General features: G+C 67.7%; 15 protein-coding genes, 1 tRNA gene and 1 other RNA gene. 11 read left to right on the top strand and 6 right to left on the bottom strand.

Features of this window, described 5'->3' with window-relative positions:
• Positions 1-10 precede the first annotated feature (10 nt).
• Positions 11-1,234 (top strand): MFS transporter, encoded by a 1,224-nt coding sequence (locus E9229_RS06800; RefSeq protein WP_312855617.1) that lies wholly within the window; start codon positions 11-13, stop codon positions 1,232-1,234.
• Positions 1,235-1,255: 21 nt separating this feature from the next.
• Here E9229_RS06800 and E9229_RS06795 read toward each other — a convergent pair whose 3' ends face one another.
• Positions 1,256-1,912, bottom strand: a complete 657-nt coding sequence (locus E9229_RS06795; RefSeq protein WP_183510504.1) for a YoaK family protein — start codon at positions 1,910-1,912, stop codon at positions 1,256-1,258.
• 115 nt (positions 1,913-2,027) lie between these two features.
• Here E9229_RS06795 and E9229_RS06790 point away from each other — a divergent pair, with 115 nt between their 5' ends.
• Positions 2,028-2,750 carry a DsbA family oxidoreductase gene (locus E9229_RS06790; protein ID WP_183510503.1) on the top strand — a complete coding sequence of 241 codons (723 nt, stop codon included), beginning with the start codon at positions 2,028-2,030 and terminating at the stop codon, positions 2,748-2,750.
• Positions 2,751-2,754: 4 nt separating this feature from the next.
• Here E9229_RS06790 and E9229_RS06785 read toward each other — a convergent pair whose 3' ends face one another.
• Positions 2,755-3,438 (bottom strand): LytR C-terminal domain-containing protein, encoded by a 684-nt coding sequence (locus tag E9229_RS06785; RefSeq protein WP_183510502.1) that lies wholly within the window; start codon positions 3,436-3,438, stop codon positions 2,755-2,757.
• Positions 3,439-3,442: 4 nt separating this feature from the next.
• Positions 3,443-3,742, bottom strand: a complete 300-nt coding sequence (locus tag E9229_RS06780; protein ID WP_183510501.1) for a type II toxin-antitoxin system VapB family antitoxin — start codon at positions 3,740-3,742, stop codon at positions 3,443-3,445.
• Between the two features lie 180 nt (positions 3,743-3,922).
• Between E9229_RS06780 and E9229_RS06775 the strand changes: the two genes are divergently transcribed.
• On the top strand, positions 3,923-4,945 hold the full coding sequence (locus tag E9229_RS06775; RefSeq protein ID WP_183510500.1) for an isopenicillin N synthase family dioxygenase: 1,023 nt from the start codon (positions 3,923-3,925) through the stop codon (positions 4,943-4,945).
• Positions 4,946-5,001: 56 nt separating this feature from the next.
• Positions 5,002-5,883, top strand: a complete 882-nt coding sequence (locus E9229_RS06770; RefSeq protein WP_183510499.1) for a Cof-type HAD-IIB family hydrolase — start codon at positions 5,002-5,004, stop codon at positions 5,881-5,883.
• Between the two features lie 28 nt (positions 5,884-5,911).
• Here E9229_RS06770 and E9229_RS06765 read toward each other — a convergent pair whose 3' ends face one another.
• Positions 5,912-6,391, bottom strand: coding sequence for a glutathione peroxidase (locus tag E9229_RS06765; protein WP_183510498.1), 480 nt, complete (start codon positions 6,389-6,391; stop codon positions 5,912-5,914).
• A gap of 179 nt (positions 6,392-6,570) precedes the next feature.
• Between E9229_RS06765 and E9229_RS06760 the strand changes: the two genes are divergently transcribed.
• Entirely contained in the window at positions 6,571-8,256 is a 1,686-nt protein-coding gene (locus E9229_RS06760) for a sensor histidine kinase (protein ID WP_183510497.1), read from the top strand.
• 325 nt (positions 8,257-8,581) lie between these two features.
• Positions 8,582-8,965, top strand: a complete 384-nt coding sequence (locus E9229_RS06755; protein WP_183510496.1) for an Hpt domain-containing protein — start codon at positions 8,582-8,584, stop codon at positions 8,963-8,965.
• Here E9229_RS06755 and E9229_RS06750 read toward each other — a convergent pair.
• On the bottom strand, positions 8,916-9,782 hold the full coding sequence (locus tag E9229_RS06750) for a response regulator transcription factor (RefSeq protein WP_183511925.1): 867 nt from the start codon (positions 9,780-9,782) through the stop codon (positions 8,916-8,918). The genes E9229_RS06755 and E9229_RS06750 overlap by 50 nt on opposite strands.
• A gap of 203 nt (positions 9,783-9,985) precedes the next feature.
• A tRNA-Ser gene (locus E9229_RS06745) sits at positions 9,986-10,070 on the bottom strand.
• 183 nt (positions 10,071-10,253) lie between these two features.
• Here E9229_RS06745 and E9229_RS06740 point away from each other — a divergent pair.
• The 5 genes from E9229_RS06740 to recR all read left to right on the top strand — a co-directional run bounded on the left by E9229_RS06740 (position 10,254) and on the right by recR (position 16,833).
• Positions 10,254-11,864, top strand: coding sequence for an HNH endonuclease signature motif containing protein (locus E9229_RS06740; protein WP_183510495.1), 1,611 nt, complete (start codon positions 10,254-10,256; stop codon positions 11,862-11,864).
• A gap of 41 nt (positions 11,865-11,905) precedes the next feature.
• Positions 11,906-12,002, top strand: an RNA gene (gene ffs, locus E9229_RS06735) — signal recognition particle sRNA small type.
• Positions 12,003-12,031: 29 nt separating this feature from the next.
• A complete protein-coding gene (gluQRS, locus tag E9229_RS06730) occupies positions 12,032-12,922 on the top strand; it encodes a tRNA glutamyl-Q(34) synthetase GluQRS (RefSeq protein ID WP_183510494.1) in 891 nt (296 codons plus the stop codon).
• A gap of 58 nt (positions 12,923-12,980) precedes the next feature.
• Complete coding sequence (locus E9229_RS06725) at positions 12,981-16,205, top strand: DNA polymerase III subunit gamma and tau (protein WP_183510493.1); 3,225 nt, start codon at positions 12,981-12,983, stop codon at positions 16,203-16,205.
• 25 nt (positions 16,206-16,230) lie between these two features.
• Positions 16,231-16,833: a recombination mediator RecR gene (recR, locus tag E9229_RS06720; RefSeq protein ID WP_183510492.1), complete on the top strand. Its 603-nt coding sequence runs from the start codon at positions 16,231-16,233 to the stop codon at positions 16,831-16,833.
• The last annotated feature ends 135 nt before the right edge of the window (positions 16,834-16,968 follow it).

Raw genomic sequence — 16,968 nt, 5'->3', positions numbered from 1 at the left:
GGGGCAGCACGTGACCGGGGAGATCCACCCACCGACGAAGCTATGGACCGGCAATTTCATTCTTGCGTCCGTCGCCAACCTCTTCATCTCGATGGTTTTCTACCTGCTGATCACCTCCATGGCCCTGTATGCGGTGGAACGGTTTCGGGCCTCGGACAGCACTGCAGGGCTGGCTTCGAGCATGTTCATCATTGGTTCGGTGGCAGCGCGGCTCTTTGCCGGGAAGCTGATGGATTCGCTTGGGCGCAAAAGGCTGCTCGTCTTCGCGCTGGCCTTCTTCGTGCTCGGCTCGGTGCTGTATATACCCACCGGTTCGCTCGGTCTACTGCTGCTCCTGCGCTTCGTGCACGGCATGGCTTTTGGTGCCGGCAACACTGCCCTGTCCACCGCGATCCAGGCGTTGATCCCCCCGTCGAGGCGCAGTGAAGGCACCGGCTACTTCGGCTTGTCCACCACGCTGTCCACGGCCGCCGGGCCCTATCTGGCGGTACTTTTCGCCTCGAGCGGCAACTTCACCGCCGTTTTCCTGTTCTGCACCGCTTCCTCGGCGATTGCCCTGGCGATCGCCGTTTTCCTGAAGCTGCCCGAGGCAGCACCGCGGACGGCGGGAGGGCATCCCGCTAAGCGGAGCCGCTCCCGCTTCTCACTCGGATCCCTCATTGACCACACGGCACTGCCAATCTCACTGGTCATCTTGGTCACCGGCGTCGCCTATTCGGGCATTGTGTCCTTCCTGGCACCATTCATGGTTCAGGAATCGATGGCCGAGGCGGCCAGCTGGTTCTTCCTGGTCTATGCGTTCACGGTTCTTGTCTCGCGCCTGTTTGCCGGCCGCATCCAGGACAAATACGGAGACAACGCGGTGATGTATCCACTCTTGATGGTGTTCGCACTAGGCATGGCGGCGCTGGCCCTGGAGCCCAGCAGCCTGAGCATCATGGGCGCCGGAGCCTTCGCAGGTCTCGGTTTCGGTGCGTTGATGCCCTGCGCGCAGGCCATCGCCATTTCGGTAGTCCCTCCCGCCCGGATGGGCGTGGCGACCTCCACGTATTTCCTGATGCTGGACGTCGGCATCGGGCTGGGTCCGGTAGTCCTGGGGCTGTTTATTCCATATTTGGGATATACGGGAATGTTCGCCGGGCTCTCAGGTCTAACCGTACTGGCGATCGGCGTGTACTACCTGGCCCATGGCCGGTTGAACCGCCGTCCAGGGCCATCCACGGCCACTGCTTAACCGGGGGCCTGGGCCCGCCGGCTAGGCGCGGCGCACCCGGCGGTCCCGGCAGGCTGCCAGCGCCGTCCATCCGGCCAACGCCGCGCAGGCCACCCACAGGCTGTCCAGCCCGATCCAGCGGTACGTCAAGGCGCCGGCGAGAGCCCCCAGCGTGATCATCGACCAAAGTACTGCATACGGGATCCACATCGTGCGCGATCCACCGCTCAGTGCCGTCGTCAGGTGCTGACCCATCTTCACGAGGGTTCCTGTCATGTAGGTCAACCCCACCGCAACCTCCCCACCCCGGGTGTAGGTGACGTTCATGGCCCCCATCGCCGCAGCCATCAGCGGCGCCGTCACGGTGCCGCCGCCCGGCGGCAGTGAACTGAGCGCCGACAGTAACAGCAATGCGCTGGAGGTGGACAGGACCACGGTCCGGCGCCGTGTATCCCGCACCCGGCCGGCAACGGTGCCGACCATGACTCCCAGCACGAACGAGCCCACCAGCTCGACGGCGAGCAGCCACTCCGGAATCCATCCCTGGGCCAGATCAGCGGCAGCGCGGGTCGAGTTTCCGCTCATGAAGGAAACGAAGTATCCGCCCAGGTGAATGAACGCCACACCGTCGACGAATCCGGCAATTCCGGTCAACCCGCCGGCATAGCCGATACCGCGCCAGCCCAGAGATGCAGCCATCCGATCAGCCTCCCCATCGCTTCTCACGCCACACCGGGGCGGAAGGCCACGGCGGCCACCTGCATCCTATCCCCCGGTCGGGAATACCCGTCCCGGGTGGCCTGTTGAACGTTTCATGAGTGAAACACGCCTGAACATCGATATCTGGTCCGACATTGCCTGCCCCTGGTGCTACATCGGCAAGCGCCGCTTTGAAACGGCGCTCAACGCGCTGCCATTCGCCGAAAAGGTCGATGTGACCTGGCACAGCTACCAGCTGGACCCGACCCTGCCGGAGAACTATGCGGGCTCCGAACTGGACTACCTCACCAAGGCCAAGGGCATGGACCCGGCGCAGCTCCAGCAGATGCTCGGACATGTCACCGAGCAGGCCGCGGCGGTGGGCCTCCGCTACGACTTCGACGGCCTGAAGGTTGCCAACTCCTTCAACGCACACCGCCTGCTGCATCTTGCCAAGGCCCACGGCAAGGGCGAGCAGGTCAAGGAGGCACTGCTGGCCGCCCACTTCGTGAAGGGCCTCAACACCGGGGACGCGGCAACGCTGACGGAGATCGGAGTGGCAGCCGGGCTGCCTGGCGACGAGGTCGAGGCCGTCCTCTCCTCGGACCAGTACGCCGACGCCGTGCGGGCCGACATCGAGCAGGCCCGTGCGATGGGCATCAGCGGCGTCCCCTTCTTCGTATTGGAGGGCAAGTACGGGATTTCCGGCGCGCAACCGGTAGAGGTCTTCGAACAGGCCATGACCCAGGTCTGGGAGGAAATCGGCGGCACCACGCTGCAGATGATGGCACCGGCCTCCGCCGACGGCGCCGCGTGCGGGCCCGAGGGCTGCAACTAGCGTCCTACTTCCCGGAAGGAGCCGCCTTCGTCCCGGAGGGTTTCGGCGTCGCCGAACCCTTCGGGAGCTGACAAGACAACCTTCCGGGTCCGGCCTGCACGTGCGCCGGGTCGATCATCTGCTTGTACCGGGTGCCCAGCACCAGATCGACGGTGCTTCCGGTGTTGCGTGGATCCGGCATGAAGACGGCGCCCTTGAACTGCCGCTGAACGCTCAGCGCCTGGGCGTATCCCTCGGGGCCGGAGAGGATCACCGCGACGACATCGGGATCATCCAACGTCAGGTTCCCGGTCTTCCCGATCCTGAATTCACGTTCCTTCAACAACGTCGCCGTCGCACCGGCCAGCCCGGGAGTGCCAGCCGAGTTAAGCACGTTGACCCTGACCTGCCGCGGCTCGAGCGCATCGAACTTCCGTACCGGACAGGGTGGAACCGCGGTGGGTGCCACAGCTGCAGGCTTCGGCGCCAAATCCGGAAGCACCCACTGCCCGGTCTTGACCAGGTAGGCCCCGAGCAGGGCGCCCACCAGGATGGCCGCCAGCAGACCCAGAATGATCCCATGGCGCAGCCGGACCCGGCGGTAGGCCGGCTCATCGGAAAGCCGGTGCTGGGCACGGATCAGCTCATCTTCGGTGACGATCCGGTGCCCACGCCATTCGTTGGCGCCATCTGTCCCCCTGCCGGCCACCCCGTCAGCCCTCGAGCACCAAGACCCTGGCGTGCAGGATCGAACGCTGGTGCAGCGCCGTGCGCACCGCCCGGTGCAAACCGTCCTCCAGGTACTTGCTTCCACGCCACTGGACGACATGCGGGAACAAGTCACCGAAGAAGGTCGAATCCTCCGCCAACAGCGCCGCAAGGTCCAAGGTGCTCTTGGTGGTCACCAACTCGTCGAGCCGAACCTGCTGCGGCGGTACGGCGGCCCAGTCCTTGGGCGTGACGTAGCCGTGGTCCGGGTACGGGCGCTTATCGCCAACTGATTTGAAGATCACTGCACCAGCTTAGGGAACATCGGACGCCGGTGGGATCATTCGTGCGGAGTATTTCCTCCGCGCCGCCGCACACCCACCCGGCCCGCTCGTGTCAAGGGTGCCGGACGCATGCCGTCATGCGACGGAACCTGGCGTAACGGCCCCTGTTGCGTGGGGGCCCGGCGGGTGCACGCTAGAAGCATGAGCACAGTACGAACCTCCGTTCCGGTCCTGGACCTCTCCACGGCGCGCACCGCCGACGGCTCCTTCGATCCCCGGTTCATCGCCGGGCTGCGCGACGCGGCGCACCACGTCGGCTTCTTCCAAGTCACCGGTTTCGGCGCGTCGGCCGGGCAGGCGCAGAACCTGCTGGACACCGTTGCCGGCTTCTTCGAGCTCCCGCTGGCCGAACGGCTGGAGCTGGACAACAGGACGTCGGCCCAATTCCGCGGGTACACGCGGCTGGGCAAGGAAATCACCCGCGGCCGGGCCGATTCGCGCGAGCAGATCGACTTCGGTCCCGAGCGCGCGGCACTGGCCGAGGTACCGGCAGACCGCCCGTACTTGGGGCTTCAGGGACCCAACCAGTGGCCGGCCGGCTATCCCGCGCTCGCGCATGCCGCCATGGACTGGGCTTCACTGATGAATGCGGTCGGTCGGGAACTGCTCTCCGCGCTGGCCGTCGGGCTGGGGTTCGACGAGCACTACTTCGACGAACCGTTCGCCGATGTCCCGGCATGGATGGGCAAACTGGTGCATTACGTCGGCGGGCAGGTCCCGGAGGCCGGGACCCAGGGCGTCGGAGCGCACGCCGACTACGGCTTCATCACCCTGCTGCTGCAGGACGCTGTGGGCGGGCTGGAGGTCCAACCCTACGGTCAGGAAGCCTGGATCCAGGTCGATCCGATTCCCGGCGCCCTGGTGGTGAACCTCGGCGAGATGCTCGAGGTGGCCACCAACGGCTACCTGATGGCCACCATCCACCGGGTCACGGCCCCGGCGCCCGGCGTTGACCGCTACTCGGTTCCATTCTTCTACTCTCCGCGGCTCGATGCCGTGATCGCACCGATCCCGCTATCCGACGAGCTGGCGGCCGAGGCCCGCGGCGTCTCCGAGGACCCGACCAACCCGATGCTCTCCTCCTACGGGGCGAACGTGCTCAAGGGCTGGTTGCGGGCCCACCCGGAAACCGCCCGGATCCACTACCCGCAGCTGGCGCGCTAGGCACCAGGCCCGCCACCGGGAACCACTTGCGCTGCGAAAGCTGGGATCATTGATGCATGACCGCCACCCCCGCCTTTGCCCTGCTCCTCGACGTCGACGGGCCCATCGCGAGCCCCGTCACCCGCGACGTGAAGCCCGAGATCATCGGGCTGCTGCTGGAACTGGCGGTAGCCGGGATCCCCGTCATCTTCAACACCGGGCGCTCTGACGACTTCATCAAGCAGCAGGTCATGGACCAGATGATCGCCGCTGGCATGCTGGCGGGCCTGTGCATCCATGCCATCTGTGAAAAGGGAGCCACCTGGTTCAGTTTCACCGCCGACGGGCCCGGCATGGTGCACATCGACCATGAGCTGTCGGTACCCTCCGCGTATGCAGCCGACATCCGCCAGCTGGTCGCCGAGCACTACTGCGCACACATGTTCTTCGACGAGACGAAGCGCTCCATGGTCTCGGTGGAACAGCACATCGACGTGTCCAACCTCGATTACCGGGCCGAGCAACAGCACTTCGACGCCGATGCGCTCGCTGCCATGGCCCGGCACGGGCTCGGTGCCGCCAGGCTCGACGCGCACCATCCGGACGGCGACGACGCCATCAACTACCGGGTGGACCCGACCATCATCTCCACCGACATCGAATCGGTGCGGCTCGGCAAGGACCTCGGAGCCGCCAGGGCCTGTGAGCTGCTTGCCGCCGACGGGATCCTGCCCGCTGCCTGGTACACCGTCGGAGATTCACGCACCGATTACGCCATGGCCGACTGGCTGCACCACCACGGGCATGAGGTCAGCCATGTCGATGTGCGCCCGGCGGACGGGGTCCCGGCCAAGGCCTACCCGATTCTGACGGCCGCAACACTGGGCGAACCGGAATCCACCATCCATGACGATGCCGGGCTGGCCTTCCTGCGCCACTGGCGATCGCTGCTGGGCTGACCGGTGGCGGCAGTGCGGGCCACCGGCGTCACAGGGCTGCCCGCACCGCCGCGTCGAGCTCCTCGGAGAGCGGCTCGACGGCCGAACCGAACCGACCGACGATCTGCCCGTCGCGGTTGACCAGGAACTTCTCGAAGTTCCATTTCACATCGCGCACCTCGCCCGAAGGGTAGGCGGTCAGCTGGCGGTACAGCGGATGGGCGTTTTCGCCGTTGACATCGGTCTTGGCGGTCAGTGGGAAGCTGACAGCGAACGTCGAGGAGCAGAAGGCAGCGATCTCGGCATCTGTACCAGGCTCCTGGCCGCCGAACTGGTTGCAGGGCACCCCGAGGATCTCCAGGCCGCTGTCCCGGTAGGTCTCATGAAGCTCCTGAAGCCCCGCATACTGCTGGGTGAACCCGCATTCAGACGCCACATTGACCACTAGCAGGACCTTTCCAGCGAACTGCTCGAGCGTCGAAACGCTTCCGTCGTTGAAGGTGATCTCCGTTGCGAGCAGGTTTCCCATGGATCAGGCCGACCTTTCAGATGCAGTTGGTGACGCTTCCGGGCTTGGCGCCGGCGGCGTGCCGAGGCGGTACCAGTTCACCACACTGCGTCCCCCCAGCCCAGCACACGTACAATCGAAGAACTTGGAACCGGGCAGTTCCAGCCCCCCTCATTCAATCTCCAAGGTGGATCCCACGCATGTCACAGCTGCTGAGCAGGGTCAGGAATCTGGTTCGCACTCGCCCGATTCACCACTTCTCGCTACGCAAGAAGGTGGTACTCTCGCAGCTTCCACTCACGCTGGCCACGCTGCTGAGCTGCCTGCTGGCCCTGGCCGTAGACCCGGATCGCTTGTTCAAGGACCCGTTCTTCGCCTCCGGCGTCGCATCGGTCGCCGCCATCACCGTGCTGTCTTGGGTGGTGCCGTGGGGGGGGGAATTGAGGGATCCGCGCTGGCACCTGGTGCTACCGGCGTTGAACCTGTTCGCCGTCATGCTGATCGGGATCGGCACCTTCGGCGTGCTCAACGGGATGTCGCTCTTCCTAGCCTTCCCCGTCTTCTGGCTTGCGTGGTCCGGATATTTTCCCCGGACCACGCTGGCCATAGCCCTGGTGTTCCCGCTGGCCGCCATCTGGCTGCAGGTCTGGCACTCGGGCCGGGGACTCACCCCCATCAACCTCATGCGGCCGATGATGATACCCATCGTCATCTTCGCCCTGGCCGTGACAACGGTCCTGATCGAGGCCGGCCGCATGTCCAAGGACCGTGAACTGGGTGCCGCGCTGGACTCCAGCCGGCAGCAGGCCGCACTGCTCGATGCGGTGCTCAACGCGGTCAGCGTCGGCGTTGTGGTGGTGGACCGCGACGGGAACGACATGCTGATGAACGAGCTCCAGCGACAACAGCACCGCTCGGGCATCCCGCAGGACAACCCGGATCCGACGGAGGCCCAGATGCTGTTGTTCGGCAGCGACGAAGCCGGGCGCCCGCTGCCGGATCCGCTGCCCGCGGATCAGCGGCCCGTGCGCCGGGCCATCCTGGGCCAGGAATTCTCCAACCAGCTGTTCTGGGCCGGGGAAACGGGCCGGCAGCGGGCCTTCAACGCCTCGGCCCGCAGCTTGCGCGACTCACAGGGCGAGCATTCCGGCTCCGTGGTGATCTTCAACGACGTGAGCGACGTGATGGATGCGCTCAATACCAAGGACGCGTTCCTCTCCAGCGTGAGCCACGAACTGCGCACGCCGCTGACATCGATCATCGGCTACCTCGAGCTGGTTGCCGATGACCCGGAACTTCCCGCCGCAGCCGCCGGGCACCTGGCGGTGGCCACCCGGAACTCGAACCGGCTACTGCACCTGGTCAACGACCTGCTTACCTCCGCATCGGTCCTCCGGGAAATCCGGTTCACCGACATGGACCTCTCCGAGACGGTCCTGGCGAGCATCGAATCGGCCAGGCCGCATGCCGCCGTGGCCGGCATCGAGCTGGTGTCCGAGCTGCCCGCCATGCTGGTGGCGCTGGCGGATCCACTGCGCGTGGCCCAGATCGCCGACAACCTGATCTCCAACGCGCTGAAATACACCTGTTCCGGCGGGACGGTGACGGTGAGCTTGGAGGCAGGCCCGGAGCAGGCGGTGCTGCGGGTTCGGGATACCGGCCGGGGCATGAACCCGGACGAACTGGCCCTGCTTTTCACCCGGTTCTACCGGACCGACTCTGCGCGCCGGGCCGCGGTTCCCGGGGCGGGCCTGGGGCTGTCAATCACCCGGGAGCTGGTGGCCGCCCACCACGGGCAGATCGAGGTCGCCAGCGCCCCCGGCGTAGGCAGCACCTTTACCGTGCACCTGCCGCTGCGCTCGGCCGAGCTAACGGTTCCCGCATAGCAGCCAATGGGCCGGGAAGCCGGTCGATGGCCTCGGACTCGCCGCTTAAACACCTGGCAATGGCCGCCACAACCCTCAAGCTGTAACGACCAGCTGCACACCGGCCAAGCCGCTGGATCCCCCAAGAACCCTGCGACTTCCGGCGACCGCCATCAGCGGAATTCCGTTGTTGCTACTCCACTAGTGTGGTCGCACCGGATCAAGTTCCGACATCGGGCGACGCAAACATTGCCACAAGGTTTACCCAAGATCCCACGGCAAACTTGAGCAGATCTTGCGCAAACCGTGGGGCGGATGCTGAGCATCGGCACCAATACTGGAACTCATGTCAGTCGTCTTCGCCCCGGGCCAGCAGCTGGTGTGTTCGGGAACCGTGCACACCCTGATGGTCAACGTCGGAACCGAAACGACAAATCTTTTCCTATGCCGCTTCATCTCCATGCTGCCCGCGCGCATCTGCAAGCTCGAGGCGGCCATCCGCGATCACGACGGGGATGCGGGCTTGGATGCCGCGCTATCGCTGAAGTCCAGCGCCTGCATGAGCGGTGCCCTGCGGCTCGGCGCCGTCGCCACCGCCCTGCACCTGGCCTTCGCGCACGATGATCCAGCCGAACAGCTTGCACTGCTGGAACAGGTCAGGGAGATCGGGCCACGCACCGTCAGGGACCTGAAACGGTTCCTGTCCGGCGTGTGGCCGACTCCGTCCTAGGTCCGCAGGTGCGGAGGGTCTGGCGCCGTGCCGCCGCACGGTAGCCGATCCCACGCACCGTTTCGATCCAGCGCGGATCGTGGGCGCTGTCGCCCAGCTTGCGGCGCAGGTTTCCCAAATGCACCTCCACGGCACGGCCATCGGACGCTGACACGTATGTTCCCGCGTCCATGTCCTCATCACGCAGCCTGCGCACCAGATCGGCCTTCGCGTGCACCCGCCGGCCGCCGGAGAGCAGCGTCTTCAACAGCAGGAACTCGGTGGGGGTCAGGCCGACCTCGGCCCCGTCGACCATTACCGAATGCGAGTGGACGGCCAGGCACAGGCCGTTGAGTTCCAGCAGCGGCTCCACCGCGGATCCGGGCGCCTCCGCCGGATTAGTGGGCACGTCGGGCTGCCCGTCCAGCGGCGGGGCCGGCTCGGGAGCCTGCTCGCGCTTGAGAGCACCATGGCGCCGGCGCATGATCGCTTCCACCCGGGCTCGAAGCTCACGTGGGCGGAACGGCTTGGTCATGTAGTCATCGGCGCCGGATTCAAGCCCGAGCACCATGTCGATCTCCTCGGCGCGCGCCGTCAGCATCAGCACGTGGGCATCCGATATGCCGCGGATGCGCCGGGCCACCTCGAAACCATCGATATCCGGAAGGCCGAGGTCGAGGGTGACCAGCTCAGGCTGGTGCGTGAGGACCATGTCGACGCCGCTTGCGCCACCGGATGCACAGTGGACGAGGAACCCCGATTGCTGCAAAACCGCTTCCAGGAGCCCGCGGATGTCCTCATCGTCTTCGACGACCACGGCGACCCGGCGATCTTCCACACCCATGCTTGCTCCCACGACAGACACTTCACCGGGTAAAGCGACCCGGGGTTGAAATGCGATTCTACCTTGTGGACGGCCGAGTCCCGGCCGCGATGAGCCCCGCCGATACCCGAACGGCGCGACCACCGGGGGACGTCGTGCGTGATTAAACGCTTCCGGCCCCGGACAAGTTTCCTTGTTCGGGGCCGGAATCGTATCCGCGGAGGATAGGAGATTTGAACTCCTGAGGGCGTTAACCCAACACGCGTTCCAGGCGTGCGCCATAGGCCGCTAGGCGAATCCTCCATGTAGCTGCTAGAGCAGGTACCAGCATAGCGGAGATTTTCCCGAACGACGAATCGGGCTCACTGGCATCCCGCAAGCCCCGGAAAACCGGGCGATGCCGCCCCCGCACAACCAATCACCGCTTATGCACACCAAGGAGTACCCCCTTCCGGCGCACCCTCCCAGCGGTGCTGGAATGAACCCATGGGAAAATACGCAGCTCACCAACCGGCGGCGGAGCCCGACGAGGCGTCCGTCCCCCCGGCTGGCTCCCGCTATTTCGCCCCCGACGAGGGGCCCTGGCTGATGGGAGTTGAACGCCGCCTGTCCACCGGGCCGCTGGCCAGGGCCGTCGCCGACCTCGCCGCCGCCGAGGCCCCGGCGGAACCGGCCTGCTCCCTGGCCCAGCTGGCGGCCATCGGACGGATCCGCTCGATGCTCGACGGACTGGAGGCGACGCTGCTGGCCGATGCGCACGAGATGGTCCAGCGCGGGCTGAGCACCCCGCTTGCGCAGCAAAACCCGACGCTATTCGCCGGCGACGGGCGGACCCAGGAGCACGGCTACCCGCTCTCGCGTCTGGACCGGGGCCTGAACCGCTCCTCACTGGTGGCCGAAGCGGCGCTGTCGTTGCGCACCTCCGAACGCGGCGCCTTCTCCGCGCTGGCCGTTGCCGAAGGACTTCGCTACGTCCACGACGACGCCCTGCTGGCCCTCTACCGCGGCGACATGACCGGGCGCACCGCCGCGACCTTGGTCAAGCAGACCGGCGGGCTTCCTCGGGAGACGGCACGACGGATAGGACAGTCGGCACTGGGCTTGGCCGGGACCCTGTCCGATGCCTCCATGGCCCGGCATATCAAGCGCCAGCGCGAACGGCTGCACCCGGAGCCGATCACCGACCGCCGCTCCCGGGCCGAGCTCGGCCGCTCCCTGACCTGGTGGCCGGAGGAGGACGGTATGGCCATCTTGCAGGCGTACCTCCCGGCCGAGGAGGTACTGGCGATCTTCAACACGGTGGGCGTGCACGCCAACTCGCTGCGCGATCCCGAGGAACGCCGGCACCTGGGCCAGCTGCGGGCCGACGTCTTCCGCGATGCGGTGCTCGAGGGCTGGCCCGGTGCCCCGGTCGGGGGACGGGGGCTTTTCGTCGGACTGAGCATTCCAGCCCTTGAGCTGCTGTGCAATCCGGAACGCGGGATAGCACAGCTGCAGGGCTACGGGCCGATCCCGATCGGCGCCGCCCTGCGCCTCGCGGCCCGGGCTCCCTCGCTCAAACGCATCCTCACCGACCCGTGGACCGGAGCCATGCTGGATCTGGGGCGCAAGAGTTACCGGCCCAACCGGGCGCTGCGCGATTACCTGCGCCTGCGCGACGAGCACTGCCGCATGCCCGGCTGCCGCAGGATCCCCGAACTCACCGAGTTCGACCACATCGAGCCGTGGGGCACCGGCGGGCGGACCTCGGCAGGCAATGCGCAATTGCTCTGCCGGCGGCACCAGGTCTACAAGCACGTACTGGGGTGGGAGGTGGTGCACCGCGGCAACGGTGTGCTCCAGTGGCGCTCCCCGCACGGGGTCGTGGTGCTGGACGTCCCGGAACAGGCCGATGCACTAGGTCCCTTCCGGCAGCCGATGCTTCCCCCCGGAACACAGGTGGACGCCGCATCGCGCAAGGCGCTGGGCTGGGACCCCGCAGAGGTCCACCCGGAAGCCCCGCAGGACCGTGCCGAAGCGGAGCCGGGCCGGGAACCCGGGGCCCCGGCCGCCTGCCCGGACGCCGACCGCGATCCCGGCCGCGGGACCCCCGGCTGAACCCGGTTCCCGGGCAGTGCCGCTTTTCAGGTATGCTGGTTCACGGCCCCCCACGTGGTGTCATCGCGCTGAACTCCCCCAGGACCGGAAGGTAGCAAGGGTAAGCGGGCTCTGGCAGGTGCGTGGGGGGCCTTTAACGTCTCCGCAGCAAACGACGAGGAGCGGCCATGGGAGCAGGACGATTCGCCCCGAGCCCCTCGGGCGACCTGCATGTGGGAAACCTGCGCACAGCGATCCTGGCATGGCTCTTCGCCCGCTCCAGCTCCCGCGGTTTCCTGCTGCGCATCGAGGACCTGGACCGCGCCCGGGCCGGAGCCGAGGCCGGACAACTGCACGACCTGGCCGCCATCGGACTCGACTGGGACGGGGATGTGGTGCGCCAGAGCGAGCGCCTGGACCTCTTCGACGATGCCATCGGGCAGCTGCGGGCCCGGGGCCTGCTCTACGAGTGCTTCTGCACCCGGCGCGACATCGCAGAGGCCGCATCGGCCCCGCACGCGGCACCCGGCGCCTACCCCGGCACCTGCAGGACCTTGGACGAAGCCCGGCGCGCCGCCAAACGCGAGGTCCGGCCCGCCGCCTGGCGGTTGCTCACCGAGCCCACCGAGTTCACCATCACCGACCTGCTGCATGGGGAATACACCGGGGCCGTCGATGATTTCGTGGTGCTGCGCAACGACGGGGTTCCGGCCTATAACCTGGCAGTCGTCGTCGATGACGCGGCCCAGGGCATCGATCAGGTGGTGCGCGGGGACGACCTGCTCTCCTCCGCTCCACGGCAGGCCTATCTGGCGTCGCTGCTAGGCCATCGGGCACCGGAATACGCGCACGTCCCCCTGGCGTTGAATGCCGCCGGCGCGCGCCTGGCCAAGCGTGACGGGGCGGTGACGCTGGCGCAGCTGGCACTGGCCGGAACCTCTGCGGCACAGGTGCGTGCGCAGATCCTGGATTCGCTGAACCTTCCCACCTCTTCGCTTCCCGCGGCGCTTGCCGCGTTCGACCCCGCGGCGCTGCCGCGCGCGCCCTGGATCCATTCGGCAGCCCCGTCCGGCCGGTAGCCATCGGGCGGGAATCCGGAAGGGATCCGGGGGTCCCCCGACTGATAGGCTGGAGGGTGTGAGTACAGCCCTTTACCGTCGATACCGTCCCGATAATTTCGGGGACGTGATTGGGCAGGAACACGTCACCGTACCGCTCATGACAGCGCTCTCGAAGGACCGCGTCAACCACGCCTACCTCTTCTCCGGGCCCCGCGGTTGCGGCAAGACGACTTCTGCCCGCATCCTTGCCCGCTGCCTGAACTGCGCGCAGGGCCCCACGCCGACCCCGTGCGGCACCTGCCCCAGCTGCGTGGAACTGGCCAGCGGCGGCCCCGGATCACTCGATGTCATCGAGATCGACGCGGCCTCCCACGGCGGCGTCGATGACGCCCGCGACCTGCGCGAGCGCGCCACCTTCGCCCCGGTGCGCGACCGCTACAAGGTCTTCATCATCGATGAGGCCCACATGGTCACCCCTGCCGGCTTCAACGCGCTGCTGAAGATCGTCGAAGAACCACCCGAACACATCAAGTTCATCTTCGCGACGACGGAGCCGGACAAGGTCATCGGCACCATCCGGTCGCGCACCCACCACTACCCGTTCCGGCTGGTCCCGCCCGAACCGCTGCACGCCTACCTCCAGCACCTGTGCGATGCCGAGTCCGTCGCCGTGGCACCGGGGGTGCTCTCGCTGGTGATCCGCGCCGGCGGCGGTTCGGTCCGCGACTCGCTCTCGGTGCTCGACCAGCTGATGGCCGGTGCCGGAGAAAACGGGATGGACTACGAGCTGGCCGTCTCGCTGCTGGGCTTCACCCACTCCTCGCTGCTCGATGACGTTCTCGAGGCGCTCGCCACCCGCGACGCGGCAACCATCTTCGGTGCCGTGGACCGGGTAGTGCAGACCGGGCACGACCCGCGCCGCTTCGTCGAGGACCTGCTCGAGCGCTTCCGCGACCTGATCATCGTCAAGGCCGTTCCGGAGAACGCCGCCAGCATCATCCGCGGGCTTCCCGAGGACCAGCTGGCGCGCATGCAGGCCCAGGCCGCGAACCTCGGCCAGGCCGAGCTGAGCCGTTCAGCCGATGTCACCAACTCCGCGCTGACCGAAATGACCGGCGCCACCTCGCCCCGGTTGCACCTCGAGCTGCTCTGCGCCCGGCTACTGCTTCCCGCCACCGATTCCGGCGAGCGCGGCATCAACGCCCGCATCGACCGGGTCGAACGCCTGCTGGCATCGGGCGTCCCGATGGCGGCCGGCGCCACCGGGTCCGCACCGGACCCCGTCGATGCCACGGCTCCTCGGATCCCCCACGACGGCTCCGGCGGATTCGACCGGGATTCGGCTTCGGCCCCCCTCGGCGGTGGAGCAGCGGCCGTGCGCGAGGCACTGCGTGCCGCCCGCCAACAGGTTGCCGGCGAGCCGGCTGCGGCAGCCCCGGGGACCCCCGCCCCGACACCCGAACCGGTCCCCGCGACCGCACCCGCTGCCAGTGCGGAACCGGTTACCGGCCCCGCACCGTCGGCCGCGCCCTCCCCGGCAGATCCCGCACCCGCGGTTCAGGAGGCCACGGCTCAGGAACCCGCTGCCCCGGAACCGGATCCCGCGTCCAACGACGCCGAGTGGGGCAGCGACTGGGGTGACATGCAGCAGGAACCGGCAACCGGCACCCCGGCCGCATCCGTTGCGGCATCCCCCGCCCCGGCCGCCGCACCGGTTCCCCAGTTCAGCATCGTCCCGGAACGCGTCGCGCCCGAGGTCGACCAGGTTCCCGCGGCCGCTGCGCGCCAGGCCCAACAGCAGGCCCCGCCGGACCTGCCGCAGGCCCCTGACACCGCCACCCAGACACCCGCACCCGAAGCGCACACCCGGGGCCCGGCCTCCGGCGGTTCCATCGAACCGTTCCAGCAGGCCTGGCCGCAGATCCTCGAGGACCTGAAGAACGCGAAGAAGTTCCTCTGGATGATGGTCCAGCCCAATGCGTCGCCGACCGGCTACGACGGACGCACGCTCACCGTCTCCTTCGCCCACACCGGCGCGCTGACCGCTTTCACCGCCAAGCAGGAGAACGTGATGCTGCTTGGCCAGAGCATCAACCGGGTAACCGGCGTCGACTGCCAACTGGTGATTACCGCGGGAGGAACCGCTCCGGCGGGTGGTTCGGGCCCAAAAGCTGACCGCCGGCGGGAGCCGGCGGCGCCTTCGACCGTAACTCCACTGACTTCAGCGCGCCCGACGGGGTCCGTTCCCACCACCACGCCCGATGGCCCCGCCACCGCGCAGGCCCCGGCATCTGCCGCCGCCCCGGTTCCGATGGCTGCTGCCACGCAGCCCCCGGAGGCCCCTGCGCCTCTCGTTCCCGCGCCCGCGGAACAGACGGTGCGACCGGTCGTTCCTGTTCCTGCGGTACCGGCTCCCGCCTTGCAGGCCGACAGCCCCGCTTCCCCGGTCGTTCAGGACGTTCCAGCTGCCCCGGCACCTGCCGCTGCGGCACCTTCCCGACGCCGGGGTCCTGCACCGGCGTCCGCCCCGACCGAAGAGGACCCGGGCTACGGGCCGGAGCCCGATTTCGGCGACGAACCCTGGGATGACGGCGCCGGCGACTGGAGCGCGGACAACGTGCCCGTACCGGAATGGGAGTTCCCCGCACCCGGAGGAGCCCCCGGGGCCTCCCTCCCGGCACCGGGGGCAGCCCGGCCCTCCCCGACCACAGGGCCGGCATTGCCACTGGGCGAGCAGGACCTGCCCGTCGCACCGGCACCGGCAGGATTCGCGGGTCCGGCCGGGTCTGCCGCGTCTGCCGTGTCGGCCGGTTCTGGCTCGCCGGTGGACACCGCGGCATCGGCCCCCCGCTCCTCGGCACCGATGGCCATCCCCACGTGGGCCGCACCGGAACCGAATCAGGAAACCATGCCGCTGCCCCCGGCAGCTGCTTCCGACACCCGGCCGGGCCAGAAGGTCAGCCGCTACCAGCGCCTGATGAACCAGGGCCCGGGAGCTTCGGCACCTGCGGCATCGGGCGGATTCGCCTCGGCGTTCGCACCGGAGCAGCCGGGTCCGGCGTTCGGCACGGCACCCGACAGCTCGGCAACGTCCCCGGGGACCTGGGGCAACGCGCCAAGCGCCCCGGAGCCGGGCCGGGCCGTAGAATCGAAGTACGTCGAGGACATCCCCAGCGATGATGACATCGCCATCGAAGAATCCGGCGTGGTCGGCCGCCCGGCCATCGAGCGCCTGCTCAACGGGCGCCTGATCGAAGAGCGCGACCATCAAGGCAACATCATTCCCCAGTCCTCATCGTGATCCAGCCAAGGCAGTGTGAATTACCGTGTACGAAGGTGCAGTCCAGGACCTGATTGACGAGCTCGGGCGGTTGCCCGGCATCGGACCGAAGTCCGCCCAGCGCATCGCCTTCCACATCCTGGATGCCGACGCCGATGACATGTTGCGGCTCTCCGAGGCGATCCGCGTGGTCAAGGAGCGGGTGAAGTTCTGCGCCGTCTGCTTCAACGTCTCCGAGCAGGACACCTGCAACATCTGCCGCGACGACCGCCGCGATCCCACGGTGCTGTGCGTCGTGGAGGAGTCCAAGGACGTGATGGCGGTCGAGCGCACGCGCTCGTTCCATGGGCGCTACCACGTGCTCGGTGGCTCCATCAATCCGATCGGTGGCATCGGCCCGGAACAGCTTCACATCAGAGAGCTGCTCACCCGGCTCGCCGACGACCGGATCCAGGAGGTCATCATCGCGACCGACCCTAACCTGGAGGGCGAGGCGACGGCCACCTACCTGACCCGCACCATGCGTTCCCTGGGCATCGAGATCTCGCGGCTCGCCTCCGGGCTGCCCGTGGGCGGGGACCTGGAGTACGCCGACGAGATCACCCTGGGCCGGGCCTTCGAGGGCCGCCGGTCCATGCTCACGCAGTAGCTGGCCGCCCCGGAAAGCATGTGCTCCGACTCCAACGACTGCCCGGGAAGAGGGCCTTGCGCTGGACACCGTGCCCAACGATGTCACTGCCGACCCCGCCGATTGACCAGCGGATGGGCAATTTATGACCCGTTT

The sequence above is a fragment of the Paeniglutamicibacter cryotolerans genome (genome assembly GCF_014190875.1).
GTDB lineage: Bacteria > Actinomycetota > Actinomycetes > Actinomycetales > Micrococcaceae > Paeniglutamicibacter > Paeniglutamicibacter cryotolerans.
This window is presented reverse-complemented; position numbering and strand designations above follow the sequence as displayed.